The sequence below is a fragment of the Thioalkalivibrio paradoxus ARh 1 genome (assembly GCF_000227685.2).
Classification (GTDB): Bacteria; Pseudomonadota; Gammaproteobacteria; order Ectothiorhodospirales; family Ectothiorhodospiraceae; genus Thioalkalivibrio; species Thioalkalivibrio paradoxus.
This window is the reverse complement of the sequence record NZ_CP007029.1, coordinates 3,386,408-3,400,448: the sequence shown is the minus strand read 5'-3', so window position 1 is coordinate 3,400,448 and position 14,041 is coordinate 3,386,408. Positions and strand designations below refer to the sequence as shown.

Annotated in this window: 12 protein-coding genes, 1 tRNA gene and 2 pseudogenes; 7 read left to right on the top strand and 8 right to left on the bottom strand. The window is 67.4% G+C overall.

Annotation, left to right across the window (positions count from 1 at the left end; all coding sequences use genetic code 11):
* Positions 1-12: 12 nt before the first annotated feature.
* A complete protein-coding gene (locus THITH_RS15355) occupies positions 13-1,275 on the bottom strand; it encodes a (Fe-S)-binding protein (protein ID WP_006746925.1) in 1,263 nt (420 codons plus the stop codon).
* Positions 1,276-1,495: 220 nt separating this feature from the next.
* Between THITH_RS15355 and THITH_RS15350 the strand changes: the two genes are divergently transcribed.
* On the top strand, positions 1,496-1,801 hold the full coding sequence (locus tag THITH_RS15350; RefSeq protein ID WP_006746926.1) for a (2Fe-2S) ferredoxin domain-containing protein: 306 nt from the start codon (positions 1,496-1,498) through the stop codon (positions 1,799-1,801).
* Between the two features lie 265 nt (positions 1,802-2,066).
* Positions 2,067-2,143 (top strand) — tRNA-Met (locus THITH_RS15345).
* Positions 2,144-2,247: 104 nt separating this feature from the next.
* On the opposite strand, the gene THITH_RS18295 is transcribed toward THITH_RS15345, so the two are convergent.
* The 5 genes and pseudogenes from THITH_RS18295 to THITH_RS19775 form a co-directional block, all read right to left on the bottom strand.
* Entirely contained in the window at positions 2,248-2,430 is a 183-nt protein-coding gene (locus THITH_RS18295; protein WP_232222211.1) for a helix-turn-helix domain-containing protein, read from the bottom strand.
* 73 nt (positions 2,431-2,503) lie between these two features.
* Positions 2,504-2,795: pseudogene (locus THITH_RS19460) on the bottom strand (hypothetical protein).
* Positions 2,792-2,990: pseudogene (locus THITH_RS19455) on the bottom strand (hypothetical protein). Before THITH_RS19455 ends, THITH_RS19460 begins: the two co-directional pseudogenes overlap by 4 nt.
* Before the next feature lie 155 nt (positions 2,991-3,145).
* Entirely contained in the window at positions 3,146-3,637 is a 492-nt protein-coding gene (locus THITH_RS15340; RefSeq protein ID WP_006746927.1) for a GNAT family N-acetyltransferase, read from the bottom strand.
* Between the two features lie 31 nt (positions 3,638-3,668).
* On the bottom strand, positions 3,669-4,154 hold the full coding sequence (locus tag THITH_RS19775) for a DDE transposase family protein (protein WP_025367626.1): 486 nt from the start codon (positions 4,152-4,154) through the stop codon (positions 3,669-3,671).
* Between the two features lie 45 nt (positions 4,155-4,199).
* On the opposite strand from THITH_RS19775, the gene THITH_RS15330 reads away from it, so the two are divergent.
* From THITH_RS15330 to THITH_RS15320, 3 genes are all read left to right on the top strand, one after another.
* Positions 4,200-5,852 (top strand): hypothetical protein, encoded by a 1,653-nt coding sequence (locus tag THITH_RS15330; RefSeq protein ID WP_006746928.1) that lies wholly within the window; start codon positions 4,200-4,202, stop codon positions 5,850-5,852.
* Complete coding sequence (locus THITH_RS15325; protein WP_006746929.1) at positions 5,849-9,349, top strand: BadF/BadG/BcrA/BcrD ATPase family protein; 3,501 nt, start codon at positions 5,849-5,851, stop codon at positions 9,347-9,349. Before THITH_RS15330 ends, THITH_RS15325 begins: the two co-directional genes overlap by 4 nt.
* Positions 9,350-9,585: 236 nt before the next feature.
* The gene (locus THITH_RS15320) at positions 9,586-9,795 is read left to right on the top strand and encodes a hypothetical protein (RefSeq protein WP_006746930.1); all 210 of its coding nucleotides are present in this window, start codon (positions 9,586-9,588) and stop codon (positions 9,793-9,795) included.
* A gap of 21 nt (positions 9,796-9,816) precedes the next feature.
* Here the strand turns inward: THITH_RS15320 and THITH_RS15315 are convergent, their stop codons facing one another.
* On the bottom strand, positions 9,817-10,848 hold the full coding sequence (locus tag THITH_RS15315; RefSeq protein WP_006746931.1) for a M14 family metallopeptidase: 1,032 nt from the start codon (positions 10,846-10,848) through the stop codon (positions 9,817-9,819).
* Positions 10,848-12,284, bottom strand: a complete 1,437-nt coding sequence (locus THITH_RS15310) for a hypothetical protein (RefSeq protein ID WP_006746932.1) — start codon at positions 12,282-12,284, stop codon at positions 10,848-10,850. Before THITH_RS15310 ends, THITH_RS15315 begins: the two co-directional genes overlap by 1 nt.
* Before the next feature lie 409 nt (positions 12,285-12,693).
* Between THITH_RS15310 and THITH_RS15305 the strand changes: the two genes are divergently transcribed.
* Entirely contained in the window at positions 12,694-13,242 is a 549-nt protein-coding gene (locus tag THITH_RS15305) for an RNA polymerase sigma factor (RefSeq protein WP_006746933.1), read from the top strand.
* Positions 13,235-13,984: a hypothetical protein gene (locus THITH_RS15300; RefSeq protein WP_006746934.1), complete on the top strand. Its 750-nt coding sequence runs from the start codon at positions 13,235-13,237 to the stop codon at positions 13,982-13,984. Before THITH_RS15305 ends, THITH_RS15300 begins: the two co-directional genes overlap by 8 nt.
* Positions 13,985-14,041 lie beyond the last annotated feature (57 nt).

The window sequence follows — 14,041 nt, the reverse complement described above, 5'->3', positions numbered from 1 at the left end:
GGCGATGCGCCATCAAGTCGGCCCCGAGTGTGCCGCCAGGCGCTCGCGCAGGAACGCGGCCGGGGACAGGATGCGCAGTGCATCGGCTGCCTGCAATGCACGCAAATGCACGCTGCAGCCGACATTCGGGCTCACGATCACGTCGGCGCCGGGCGCCGCCAGCGCCGCCAGCGTCGGCCGACCCAGGGAATCGGCCAGCGCCGGCTGGGACAGCATCGCGGTGCCGGCGGCGCCGCAGCAGTTCCCGGGTGGCGTGACCGCCGTCAGCGTGACTCCCGGCAACTGCTCCAGCAATTGCCGGATGCCCGCGGTCTCGCGCGTCACGTTGCGCAGCGTGCAGGGAAGGTGCAGCGCGACCCGCACCGGGTCAACGCGCCATCGGATGCGATCCACGGGCAGCCTCGAGAGCAGTGCGGTCAGGCTGGTCACGCGTTGCCGCCACCGGGCCTGCGGATATTCGCGCAGCTGCGCCTCGCAGCCGCTGTCCAGCACCACGATCGGCCGGTCGCCGGCCCCGAACGCCGCTTCGTTGCGCCGCTGCAGCGCCGCCGCTTCGGCCGGGCGGCCGAGGTGCTGATCCAGCGCGCCGCAGCAGGCCTGGTCCGGCGGTACCTGTACCCGCAGGCCGAACGCGGCGAGCACTTCGAGCGCGGCCGCGGCATCCGGTCCGGTGAAGAACGCGTCCATGCAGCCGGTGAACACCAGCGCGTCGGGGGCATCCGCGCCGGGGACCACCGGCATCGCCGGCATCCGCCGCAGCGAGGGTCCGGTGTGGCGCAGCACGCGCCCGAGATGGGAGCGCGCGGGCAGCAGGTGGCGCAGTCCCAGCCGGTGCGCGGTTCGGGCGGCCAGCGCGGCGAACCGGCGCGCAAAGCGGCGGCGCAGCGCCAGAGCGCGCAGCGGCGCGAGCAGCCGGTCCGGGATCCGGCGCCAACGGCGGTCCGGGTGCTCACGAAGGATCGTTCGGCTGGCATCCATCAATGCCCCGAACGGTACGCGGGCCGGACAGATCGCCTCGCAGGAGCGGCAGCCCAGGCAGCCCTCGAGGTGAGCCCGCAGGCGCTCGTTTCCGGGATCCAGCCGCCCCTGGGCCAAGCCCTGCATCAGCGTGATACGGCCGCGCGGCGAGTCGCCTTCGATCCGGTGTGCGGCATAGGTCGGGCAGTGCGGCAGGCACATTCCGCAGAGCACGCACCGGTCGGCCGCGGCGAGCGCGTTGGCAAACGGTGGGTCGCCGGCCGGCGCCGGCCGGCCGGCGCTGGGTTTAGGGGGCATGGGCTTCGCTTGCGACGGCTGCACCCGCTTAGGATACTCGCAGCGGGGCCGCGCCTGCGGGAAAACCGCAACAGAGGGTGCCTTCGGATCGCGGATGGGCAAGGGGGCGCCAGGAAGAGCCGACGCCTCGGGCGCTTCCCCCTGCCGGCAGCAGCGGTCGGGGCGCGTGTCGCCGCGACGGTCCGGGCGCTATCATGGCAAGCGGACCGGGGGAGGTGACATGGCCTACTACGAACGACACATCTTTTTCTGCAACAACATCCGTGACGACGGCAATTGTTGCGAGGACCATGGGGCGACCGAGTTGCGTGCCTATGCGAAGGACCGCGCGAAGGCGATGGGTATCCATGGCAAGGGCAAGGTGCGGGTGAACACCGCCGGTTGTCTGGATCGCTGCAACGAGGGGCCGGTCGCGGTGGTGTACCCGGAGGGCGTTTGGTATACGTACCAGGATCGCCGCGACATCGACGAGATTCTGGAAGAGCACCTCAAGGGTGGCCGCGTGGTGGAACGCCTGCGCATCTAGCAGCCCAAGTCCGACAGACTGCTGAGGAGCGGGCCATGCCAACAGCTGATCAACCGGTCGCTTCGCCGAACACGCCGGTGCCGTGCTCGGCAAGCTGGCACCAGCCGGGCGATTCCTGCATCTGCCCGGCTGCTCCATCGGCACCCGGCTTTCCGCACGGTCCGCCAGAGCGCCCGCAACCACTCGCGGATGCGCCGCGGGCGACAGCCCAGGTCGCAGCGGCTTGACATTGGCGCGCCGGCGCTCGAGAATTCGCAACCCGCATGGCTACGTAGCTCAGCTGGTTAGAGCACATCACTCATAATGATGGGGTCCCCTGTTCGAATCAGGGCGTAGCCACCATATTTTTCAATTACTTAGAGCTGCCCCTCCCGTCTTGATGGTCCCTGGGGAGCAGCGCTCTCCAGGCTCTCGCGCCGCAAAGGCCGGTAGACGCTGCCCTGGCGTCACTCCTGAGCATGTCCCTTGCTCGCCTCTTCCTCTACCTGTTCGTCGGGAACGTACTCGACCAGGTCTTCAATCCTGCAATCAAAATATCGGCAGAGCCTCGAGGTTGTCGCTCTGCGTGTTGTAGCCCCGGTGGTTGAGCATCTTGGAGAGGGGGATCCGCGCGATTCCGGTCGCGGCACGCCGGCGCAGACCCTCCGGCCCTTCACGGGAACCCTTCAGGAACCGCTCCGGTAGACGTCCGGGAATGGACGGTTACCCAGAGCTCGCTCTGTTGCACGCAACTGTGCTGGCCAAAGCGGGTCCTGTCGACCAGGCACGACGGCTGCCACGCCAACTTCCATGGCCCGTGTGGCCACCCCCGATGATGAAAGAGGCGTAGGCGTAGGGCGGAAGAGGCCGAAGGCCGTCATCCGCCATCCGGCGCCCGGGGGTGCCGCGGGCGCCTGGGCCCTGCGAACGCCGTACGGCGGATGACGCTGCGCTCTTCCGCCCTACGGGTCGCCCGGGACACGAGACAGGCCGTAACTTTCACGCTAACTGTCATGCCGCCGGGCGCGCGGCACCCCCGATGATGAAAGAGGCGTAGGCGTAGGGCGGAAGAGGCCGAAGGCCGTCATCCGCCATCCGGCGCCCGGGGGTGCCGCGGGCGCCTGGGCACTGCGAACGCCGTACGGCGGATGACGCTGCGCTTTTCCGCCCTACGGGTCCCCAGGGACACGAGACAGGCCGTGACTTTCACGCTAACTGGCTACGGACGCGCCGGCTTTCATCGATACCGCCCAGCGTTTCGCTGCCGCCAAGCTTGTCGACCCAGGTCTTTTCAAAGAAATCATCCCCGAAACTTGAAGGTTCCTCGTCATTCTGAGTGGAATCCGGCCAGTGGCATCCTGCCCTTTACAAGAACTTCTGCAGGATCACGAGATCCATCCAGCGGGCGAATTTCCAGCCGGCCTGCGGGATAACGCCCGCGGTTTCGAAGCCGATATCCCGGTGAAACTTCAGTCCTACCGCATTCTCTCCGGTGACACAGGCAATGAAGGAGTGCAGGTCACGGGCGCGCCCCTCGTCTTCCAGTGCCCGCATCAGTTGCTCGCCGAGGCCTTCCCCTGCGGCGTCGGGGTCCAGAAAGATGGTGTGCTCCATGGTCCGTGCATAGCCCTCACCCTCGCGAAAGGGTGCAAAAGTGGCAAATCCCGTCACCCGCCCATCCTCTTCCGAGACGAGCCACGCGAAGCCTGCGCTCTGCCGCTCGCTGATCATGGCCGCAATCGCGTCCGCGGAGTACACGTCATGGTCGAAGGTGAAGGGCGTATCGCGGATCATGGCATTCCAGATGGCGGCGATCGCCTCCGCATCCCCACTGTGTGCATATCGGATGGTCACCATGCCGTTGATCCTTGTTTCCGAGATATCCGGGTCAGACGATCCGATCGAAGTGCCTCATGGTGATCCAGAATAACGCGAACGGCAGCACAAGGTGATTGTCCGCAGGGCAACCGAATAACCACGCCTGTCGAAACACGAGGTTGGCGCGGAAGTCATCACTGATGGCGGCGCTGAGGCGTTTGCGCTTGATGCTACGGCGATCGGGATAGCGCTTGAGGAGATTCAGGGTGAACTGACGCAGGGTGTTGGAGCTGGGCGGTGCATGGTCGCGACGGATGCGGTTGTCGTCTTCGCGGAAGGTGGCATCCAGGGCCCAGTGCAGTTGGTTCTCGATGCCCCAGTGGCTGCGCACGGCGCGTCCGAAGTCGGCGATGGTGTTCCAACCATGGCCGCCGCTCACCACGGCGCAGATGCACAGTGAAGTGGTGCGTTCGTTGAGTTCGTAGGCCGGATAAGGCGCAGCCACATCCGGCGCACCAAGCGGAGGGATCTGTTCTAGTATCTGCAGGGTGAACACAGAAAACGGCCGAGGGTGGCGCCCCTCGTCCGGGGACGTTCCGATATGGCGAGCACCACGCCGCACTTCAAGCGCCCGGCGGAGAAGGCCTTCACCCGTGATGAGCGCAAACGGGTGACGTTGCTGTTCAACGGCCTCACTACCGCCCACGATCGGCTCATGGCCGCCGGTCTGAGCGGGCTCGGCTATCGGGCCCGGCCGTTGCGGGTGCCGGAAAAGGCGGACTTCCAGACTGGCAAGGAGTACGGCAACAACGGCCAGTGCAATCCCACTTATTTCACCGTGGGCAATCTGATCAACGAGTTGGTGCGCCTGCGCGACGAGGAGGGGCTCCCCACCGAGCGCATCCTCGCCGACCACGCCTTCGTTACCGTGGGCACCTGCGGGCCGTGCCGCTTCGGCATGTACGAGGCCGAATATCGGCTCGCCCTGCGCAACGCCGGCTTCGACGGCTTCCGGGTTCTGATCTTCGACCAGACCGGCGCCGGCGAACAGCGCACCGCCGGCGACGGCTTCGAGGTCAATCTGCAGCTCATCACCACGCTGCTGGACGCCACCTTCATCGGCGACCTGTTGAATGCCCTGTTCTTCCACGTGCGCCCCTACGCCACCGATCCACAGGCCGTGGCACGGGCGCGGGAGCGCTGTCTGGCTGTCTGCGAGGCGGCGCTGCGGGAGCGGGACCACCGGGTTCGCCCGGGTCTCACGGCCCGCGCCCTGCGTGCATTGCTGCCGATCGATCGCGCCGGGGACATCCAGCGGCTGTTCGACCGCATGCGCGGCGACAGCCACCTGGCGCCGCTGCGCCGCTGCCGGGAGATCGTCGCCTCCGAGGTCGAGGTGGACTACACCCGCCCGAAACCGGTAGTGAAGATCACCGGCGAATTCTGGGCGCAGACCACCGAGGGCGACGGCAACTTCCACATGTTCGATTTCCTGGAACGGGAGGGGGCGGAGGTCCTGGTGGAGCCGGTGGCCACCTGGATCGACTACCTGCTGCACCAGCGCCGTGTGGCACTGGGTGACCGGGCCGGACTGGCGGACGGAGGGCGCCTGGCGCGTCTGGGCCACCGCCTGCGTACCACCCGCGCCCGCCTGCTGGTGACCGCCTGCGAGCGGCTGCTGGCGCGCGAGTACCACCGCATGCGCGAGGCGCTGGGCGGTACCGTGCATCCCCTGGCTGATCAGCTGGAGATGCAGCGGGTGGGCCATCCCTTCTACAACATCCGTGCCAGCGGCGGCGAGGGCTATCTGGAGGTGGCCAAGAACATTTACTACTTCAACCGCTCCCTGGCGCACATGACGCTGTCGCTCAAACCATTCGGCTGCATGCCCTCCACCCAGTCCGACGGCGCCCAGGCGGCGGTGATGGCCCACTACCCGGAGCTCAACTACCTGCCGGTGGAGACCTCCGGCGAGGGCGACATCAATGCCTATTCCCGCGCGCAGATGTCGCTGGGGGAAGCGAAGGCGCAGTGCAAACGGGAGTTCGACGAGGCGGTGGCGCGCACCGGCCGTTCGCTGGAGGCGATCCGCGCCCATGTGGCGATGCGGCCGGCGCTGCATGACCCGATCCAGCCCGTACCCCATCACCATGGGGTGATCGGTCGGGCAGCGAACTTCGTGCTCCACGTGGGGGCACTGATGGACCGCGAGGGGATCCCACGACGGGAGGCGGCGGAGGGCGCGACGGCATGAGCTGTTCCGGCGGAGGGGCGTGCGATTTCGGCCCGCGCCCGGCGCAGGGCGACGCCGTGCCGGTACGCTTCATCGCCCGCCCCGGCACCGAGCGCCCCGCACCGCCTGACGAACCCTTCCGGCCCACGGGAGCGCACCCCGAGGGGCTGATGATCGGCCTCGACGTGGGTTCCACCACGGTGAAGGCGGTGGTGGTGGACCCGGCGCGGGATGCCACCCTGTGGCAGGACTACCGGCGCCACCAGGCCCGCCAGGCGGAGACCGTGCTCGATTTCCTGCAGGCCATCGAGGCCGCCTTCCCCGACACGCCGCGCACCGCCTTCCGGCTCTTTGCCACCGGCTCCGGTGCCGGGGCGCTGGTGGACCTGATCGGCGGTAAATTCGTGCAGGAGGTCAACGCCGTCTCCCTGGCGGTGGAGGCACTCTACCCCGAGGCGCAGAGCGTGGTGGAGCTGGGCGGACAGGACGCCAAGATCATCATCTACAAGGATCTCGGCCAGCGGGGCAAGAAGAAGATCCCCTCCATGAACGACAAGTGTGCCGGCGGCACCGGCGCCGTCATCGACAAGATCCGCGCCAAGCTGGACATCCCGCCGGAGGATCTTCCGGGGATGCCCTACCGCGGCCGGACCCTGCATCCGGTGGCCGGGAAGTGCGGCGTGTTCGCCGAGACCGACATCAACTCCCTGCAGAAGCAGGGGGTGGCGGCCGGGGACCTGATGGCGTCGCTCTACGAATCCATCATCCAGCAGAACCTCTCGGTGCTCACCCGCGGGCACACCCTGCGTCCCTCGGTATTGCTGTTGGGCGGTCCCAATACCTTCCTGGTCGGCCTGCAGGAGTGCTGGCGGCACAACCTGAAGGCGCTGTGGCAGGAGCGCAACGTCGCCCTGCCCGATCCGGAGCGCGATCCCGACGATTACATCATCACTCCCGAGAATGCCGAGTACTTTGCCGCCCTTGGCGCCACTCTGTTCGGCCGGCAGGAGGTGGCAGACGACGCGGGAATCGGCCGCTACCACGGCACCGATCTGCTGTGCTGGCAGCTCGAGCACGGCCGCCGGGCGGCGCGTGGCGAGGCCGCCCAACGCGGCGGTCTAATCGCCGGCGCCGAGGAGCTAAATGCCTTCCTGCACGAATTCCGGCCCGAACCCTGGCAGCCTGCCACCTTCCAGACCGGCCAGATGGTGGAGGCGTTTCTCGGTATCGACGGCGGCTCCACCTCCACCAAGGGGGTGCTGATGGACATTGAGGGCAACGTGCTGGCGAAGGCGTACCGCCTCTCCCAGGGCAACCCCATCGCCGATACGGTGGAGATCATCGATCGCCTCCACCGCCAGGTGGCCGACGCCGGTGCGGCGCTGAAGATCCTGGGCGCCGGTACCACCGGCTACGCCAAGGATACCCTGCAGGGGGTGCTGAAGGCCGACACCGCGCTGGTGGAGACCGTGGCCCACACCCAGGCGTGCCTGCACCACTACCCCGACACGGATGTGGTGGTGGACGTGGGCGGACAGGACATCAAGCTCATCTTCCTCAAGGACGGGCGCGTCCGCGACTTCAAGCTCAACACCCAGTGCTCCGCCGGCAACGGCTACTTCCTGCAGGCCACCGGCGGCGGCTTCGGCTTCCCCGTGGAGGAGTACGCCGATATTGCCTTCAGCGCCGACGCCATGCCGGAGTTCGGCTACGGCTGCGCGGTGTTCATGCAGTCGGACGTCGTCGACTTCCAGCGCCGTGGCTGGCGCACCAACGAGATCATGGCCGGCCTGGCCGCCGTGCTGCCCAAGAACATCTGGCACTATGTGGCGCAGATCCCCAACCCGGCCCAGCTCGGTCGCAAGTTCGTGCTGCAGGGGGGCACCCAGCACAACCTGGCGGCGGTCAAGGCGCAGGTGGACTTCCTCCGGGAGCGCTTTCGCAAGCAGGGCGCCGAGTGCGAGATCCACGTGCACCGACACTGTGGCGAGTCCGGCGCCATCGGTGCCGCCCTGGAGGCGCGGAGGCTGTGGCGGGAGGGGCGCACCACCGGGTTCATCGGCGTCGAACGCGCCCGCGAGATCGATTACACCGCCCGTCGGGACGAATCCACCCGCTGCAACTTCTGCAAGAACCAATGCCTGCGCACCTTCATCGACGTAACCACCAGCCGCGGCCCGGAGCGGCTCATCGTCGCCAGCTGCGAAAAGGGCGAGGTCGAGGACGTGGAGCACATGCGCCGCATCAAGGCGGCGATGGATGCCGCCAAGGAGCGCGCGCCCAATTTCGTGGAGATCGCCGCCCGCCAGCTGTTCCGCCAGGTGGCGGTGGACGATGTGGCCGACCCGCTGCCGTGTCCGTCGCTGCTGCACCCCTTGCGGCACCGGCACCTGGCGCGCCGGGCGGCCATGGAGCGCCGCCGGGAGGTGCGCATCGGCATCCCGCGGGTGCTCAACCTCTACTCCCACGCCCCCTTCTTCATCGGCTACTTCACCAGCCTGGGGGTGCCTTTCCGCAACGTGGTCTTCTCCGACTACACGAACGCCGAGCTCTACAAGCAGGGAGCCAAGCGCGGCGCTATCGACCCCTGCTACCCCAGCAAGTTGGGCATCGCCCACGTGCACAACCTGCTGGTCCGCAGGCACCGCCGCAACCGGCCGCTCACACACATTTTCTTCCCCATGATGCAGAGCTTTCCCAGCCACCTGCACGGGGTACAGGCATCCCGTGCCTGCCCCACCGCCGTCGTGACCGCCGAGGCCACCCACGCCGCCTTCGTGAAGGAGGGCGATCTGTTCCGGGAACGGGGTATCCGCTTCAAGAAGACGCTGCTCAATCTGGACGAACCGGCCCTGTGCGCCCGACAGATGGTATGGGACTGGGGCGAGGAGCTGGGTATCACCGAAGGGGAATCCCGCCGAGCGGTCGATCAGGGCCTGCGGGCGATGGAGGACCAGTACGCCGAACTTCGCCGGCGCCAGCGCGAGGTCCTGGACCAACTGGAACGCGATGGCGGCATCGGCGTGGTGGTGCTCGCTCGGCCCTATCACAACGATCCCGGCGTGCACCACGAGATCGTCGATGAGCTGCAACGTCACGGCTACCCCGTCCTCTGGCAGGATGCCCTGCCTACCGACCCCGATATCCTGGAGCGGCTGTTCGGCGACGAGGTTCGGGCTGGCGAGATCACCTCCCCCCTGGAGATCGCCGATGTCTGGAAGAACAGTTATTCGGAGAACAGCTCGCGCAAGCTCTGGGCCGCGAAGTATGTCGCCCGCCATCCCAACCTGGTCGCCGTGGAGCTCTCCAGCTTCAAGTGCGGCCACGACGCCCCGGTCTACACTGCAGTGGAAGAGATCGTGGAGCGCTCGGGAACCCCCTACTTCTGCTTCAAGGACATCGACGAGAACAGGCCCTCCGGCTCCATCAGGATCCGGACAGAGACGATCGCCTATTTCCTGGAGCGGTACATGAGCACGGTGTCGACGAAACGCCAGGACGAACAGTCGCGGCCGTGAACCCCGCAACGCGAGGGGGGGGAAGGTCTTGCTGAGGAGCGGGAAAACGAAGTCTTTGCGCACGGCCGGGAAGCCTTGGGTGCGTTGGAAAACCCTGCTGCAAAGCCGGTTTGCGCCGATCTGGGGCAGGGGGGTACCATCTGCACGTCTCCACTCATGATGCTGGGGCTCCCCGGTTCGAATCGGGGCGTAGCCATCATCTCTTCCGTGCGCCCGGCCCCGTCGATGAAACGCTGATGAAACGCTACGGTATTCGCATCACGCTCCCCGAAGACAGCACGCTACGGGCACCGCATCTGCTCGGGCCGGAATGGGAGTCGTTCCGCTGGTTCGACAGCGAGGGCGCACGCGAGCGCGCGCTGGCCGAGATGTCTCGCACCCTCCCCAACTACCGCAGGGGCGACCACGTGTCCCAGGTGCTGGAGCGGGTCGAGCGCGAGGCCTGAAAGCCCCGCCGCGCGCCGCCGTCAGCTCCGAGTGGCCTGCCGGAGATCCATCGGTTCCATCAGGTAGCACAGGCAGTCCTGCGCGATCACGCGTGTGTCCAATGTCAGCATCGAAGGCATGATCGGCTGGCGCAACAACAGGTCCGGGCCGACCTCGTCCAGGTATTCCCGGGTGACGTCGCGCCCGTCCGGGGCGGTTGCGATCAGCGCGTTGAGCCCGGCGCGGGCCTGGCGCACCAGCCGCGTGCCTGTGGGTAGCATCTGAAAGTTCAGTTCGTCGAGGCCGGGCTCCAATGTTACGTCGGCGGAGGTGCCGACGCCGATGTGCAGGCCGGGGCGCACGCGAACCTGGGCAACGGTGTGGAAAATCTCGATTGCCTGCGCAGCGGGCGCGTGCTCCGGGAACCGTTCCAGCTGCAGTACCGTATCGACGAATTCCGTTGCGTGCGCGATCCCCGCCTCCTCGCCCGGATGGCCGCATTCCAGCGTGACCGACGGGGCGAGCCCGGCCAGCGCCATCGACGCCACCCCGCGCGGCCGGGTGAAATAGACCACGGTGCGGCCGAACATGGCGGCAAGGCTGAGGAACGCGTTCCCGAGACGGTTGACACAGGCATAGTGGGGGTTGCGGCCGGTGTTGTTGTGCAGGTCGATCGCGGCAAAGAGCCTGTCTTGCTGCAGCCGCTCGATGATCCGGCCGAACATCGCCGCCTCGGGTGATCCCGGGTGTTCGGTGCCGGGCCAGATGCGGTTGAAGTCTGGCTGGTCGTCGAGGTGGCGCTGACCGAGTGCCGCGGCGCGCACGTTGCCGACGACCAGCGTCAGCGCGCGCGGCAGCGCTCGGCCGGCATACCGGCGCAGCAGCCGTTGCACCGCCTGCAGACCCACCGGCTCGTTGCCATGCAGCATCAGGACCACGGCGAGTGCCGGTTGCCGCAGCCCCGGAAGCCGTATGATCGCGGGCCGGGGCAGGATCCGGTGCAGCGTCTCGGGGAGCGCGTCCAGGAACCCGTCCGGAAGGCCGTGAAGCTCGTCGAACGGCGATGGCTCCATCATAGGCTCCAGCTGTGTACCGGTCGGCCGGTGGCCTGCCAGGCACGGTACGCGCGCGTCAACGCGGTCATGTCGCGGCCGTGCCGGTCGACCCACTGCTGCTGCCAGACACTGCCGGTCTGGCCCGATTCGATCCGGGCCGCGATGATGCCGAGCAGGTGATCGCGTTCGTTGGCGTCGATCCCGAGCCGGTCGAGTCCCTCCGCCGCCCGTGGGAGGAGTTGGTGCTGCAGCAGTTGCCGTGCCGGTCGGGACGCTTGGCCGTCCCACTGCAGTCGCCCCTTCAGCCCGTAGCGCGCCGCCGCGTAGAAGTTGTCGCGGGCGCTTGCGAACGGAAGCGTACCGTGGCCCGCGCCGGGGCTCGCTACCAGGTGTTCGACCAGTCCCAGCAAAAGCGCGGCATTGGCCAGCATGTCGGGCAGGGTCGGGCCGGCGGGCAGGCTGCGGTGTTCGATGCGCAGGTTGAAGCTGCCATCCGGATCGATGCCCAGGATCGGCCGGTTCCAGCGCCAGATGGTACCGTTGTGCAGGCGCAGGTGGGGCAGACCGGGATCGTTCTCGGGTAACCGGCTGGGCAGCAGCACCGGGAAGTGTTCCAGGTTCTCGGCGAACGCTTCGATGATGCTTTCGCGCAGATAGCCGCTGCCAAAGGTCACCCGGCGCAGCGGCCCGCGGGCCGACTCGCCAAAGCCGCCGACCTCGACCGCCTGCTCGAACAGCGGGATCCGCGTTTCCTCCCACAACCGTTTCGAGAACACGAACGGGGTGTTCCCGGCCGCGGCCAGCACCGGGCCGGATGCGGCCAGCGCGGCGTTGTAGACGCGGTGCGCCACCGCGGGTGCGGTCTCGATGTGAATCTGAAACGAGGTCGCCGCGGCTTCCAGCATCACGTCGCAGTGTTCGTGGCGCAGGTGCTCGTGGCCCTCGATATCCAGGCGCAGCGGCCGCTGGGCGCGGCGTTCCAGTACCGCTGCATTCAACGCGCGGAAACGGGTGCGCCGCGACATGTGATGCAGGCCGAGCTGTTCCGGGGTCAGCGTGGGCAGCGAGCCGGCCAGCAGGATGTGGCCGCCGATCTGCTCGGCGGCCCGCTCGGCGCGGCGCAGGGTTTCCGCCAGTTCGGTCATCATCTCGCAGAAACAGTCCGGGCCGGTGCGAAATACGCTGGAATTGAGTTCGACATTGAACTGGGCGAGCTCCAGCGTGGCCAGCGGGCTCGCAAAGGCCTCCAGGAAGGCCTCGTTCCGGGGCAGCGGCTGGCAGGCCTCGTCGATCAGCCAGGCCTCGATCTCAAAGCCGATCCGAGGCTGTCCGGGACCTGGATCCTCCTGGCTGCGTAGCCAATGGCCCAGGCGCTGCGTCTCGCGCTCGAGATTGCGGGCGAAGCGCCGGTCGTCCTCCGCGGTGAACCGGTCTTCGCTGATTTCCTCGCCCATCACTTCCTCACTCGTCGTCCTCGTGGGCCTCGTCGCAGAGGCATTCGAGTGGTGCGCTCCAATGCTGTCGCGCCGCTGACGGACGGCGGGCCAGCGTTGCCCGAACGCCAGGCATTCGGACTGGAAACACTCCAAGCCCCGACCTTCGATTCCCGCTTGCGCAGCCGCGGCAGCTCCCCATGGTAGGGTTCCCGGTAGCGGTCCCTACCACCAAGACCATCTGGCGGCCCCAGGATTCACGCAACCCGCGGACCGTTTCGCGGTCGAATCCGCAGGCAGTGCCCTGCTTTTCGGGGTCACTGGGCCCGGTCCAGCAGAATAAGCGGCTGGAATAGCGGCTGGAGGACAAGCGTCCTACAGCCTACAAGAACACGCAAGATCGCGATGACGGTCGGGTGAGGAGATGACCATGGCAGCGTGGCTCAGGCAGCGACGTTTGCGTCAACAGGTGTGTGACTTGCGTCCACAACTCTACAGAACGGCGTTCGCTTGGTGTCACGATGCCGCCCTGGCCGACGATCTGGTTCAGGAAGCGATGATCAAGGCGCTGACTGGCCTGAAGACGCTGCAGGACGAAGCGGCCCTGAAGGCCTGGGTGTTCCGCATCATGACCAACTGCTACCGGGACTGGGGCCGGCGCCAGCGCGACACGGTGGACGTGGACGACCTCGAGCTGCCCTGTGACGACGCTTGCCCGGAAACCCATACCGAGCGCGGCCGCGTGGTGCTGGACGTCCGCCGGGCGATGGCCCGGCTCAGTGACGACCATCGGCAGGTGATATCGCTGGTCGATATCGAGGGTTTTGCGTATGCCGAGGTCTCGGAGGTACTGGGCGTGCCGATCGGAACCGTGATGAGCCGGCTGAGCCGTGCCCGCGGGCAGCTGCGCAAGCTCTTGCAGGAGCAGGCGGGCCAGCAGTCTCCGGCACTCCGACTGATCAGGAACACCAATGAGTGACCGTCGTCCCAGCGAAGAGATCCTGAATGCGTTCGTGGATGGCGAGTTCTCTCCTGAGGATCGGTTGGGAACGCTGAAGTCCATCGCGGCGGACGAGTCCCTGAGCCGTGATGTCTGCGATCTCTACCAGCTGAAAGAGCTCGTGGCCATGGCCTATCGTCCCGATACGCTTCCGGATCCCGATATCCGGCAGTGCCGGACCGGGGAGCGCCGCACGGGGACCTGGTTGACCGTGGTGGCTGCCAGCCTCGTGGCGCTGGCGGTGGGCACCATCGCAGTGCTCGAGATCACGCGCGAGCAGACGGCCGACGGGCCACAGCCGTTGGCGGCCGCGCCGGACCGGGACGCGGCGGCCGTCCCGGCCGCCGGCGAGCGGGGTGACCAGGTGCTCCTGCATGTGACCGATGTCCAGATCGACGATGCCGAGGTGCTGTTGGACGACATCGAGTACATGTTCGAGACGGCGTGGCTGCACGGCCAGGATCTCGAGGTGCAGGTCGTGGTGCACGGCAACGCGATGGATCTGGTGCGCGCGGATCTCGCGCCGTTTCCGAACCGGATCCGGGAGCTGGTGCATACCTACCCCGGGCTCAGGATCACCGCTTGCGGTCAGTCTCGCGCCCGCCACGAACGGCAGGAGGGCCGCATGATCGAGTTCCTGCCCTGGGTCGAGGAGGTCGAGTCGGGCGTACGCGAGGCCGCCCAGCGACAGCAGCAGGGGTGGACGTACATCCGTGTCTGACGCGGTCCACAGGCGCTTTTCGGGAACGGCAGCCGCGTGCGGTGGCGCTCACGCAGC

What these genes read in the sequence shown, in the direction of transcription:
- THITH_RS15355 (WP_006746925.1), bottom strand. Translation starts at nt 1,275, where the DNA reads ATGCCCCCTAAACCCAGCGCCGGCCGGCCGGCGCCGGCCGGCGACCCA.
- THITH_RS15350 (WP_006746926.1), top strand. Translation starts at nt 1,496, where the DNA reads ATGGCCTACTACGAACGACACATCTTTTTCTGCAACAACATCCGTGAC.
- THITH_RS15340 (WP_006746927.1), bottom strand. Translation starts at nt 3,637, where the DNA reads ATGGTGACCATCCGATATGCACACAGTGGGGATGCGGAGGCGATCGCC.
- THITH_RS15330 (WP_006746928.1), top strand. Translation starts at nt 4,200, where the DNA reads ATGGCGAGCACCACGCCGCACTTCAAGCGCCCGGCGGAGAAGGCCTTC.
- THITH_RS15325 (WP_006746929.1), top strand. Translation starts at nt 5,849, where the DNA reads ATGAGCTGTTCCGGCGGAGGGGCGTGCGATTTCGGCCCGCGCCCGGCG.
- THITH_RS15320 (WP_006746930.1), top strand. Translation starts at nt 9,586, where the DNA reads ATGAAACGCTACGGTATTCGCATCACGCTCCCCGAAGACAGCACGCTA.
- THITH_RS15315 (WP_006746931.1), bottom strand. Translation starts at nt 10,848, where the DNA reads ATGGAGCCATCGCCGTTCGACGAGCTTCACGGCCTTCCGGACGGGTTC.
- THITH_RS15310 (WP_006746932.1), bottom strand. Translation starts at nt 12,284, where the DNA reads ATGGGCGAGGAAATCAGCGAAGACCGGTTCACCGCGGAGGACGACCGG.
- THITH_RS15305 (WP_006746933.1), top strand. Translation starts at nt 12,694, where the DNA reads ATGGCAGCGTGGCTCAGGCAGCGACGTTTGCGTCAACAGGTGTGTGAC.
- THITH_RS15300 (WP_006746934.1), top strand. Translation starts at nt 13,235, where the DNA reads ATGAGTGACCGTCGTCCCAGCGAAGAGATCCTGAATGCGTTCGTGGAT.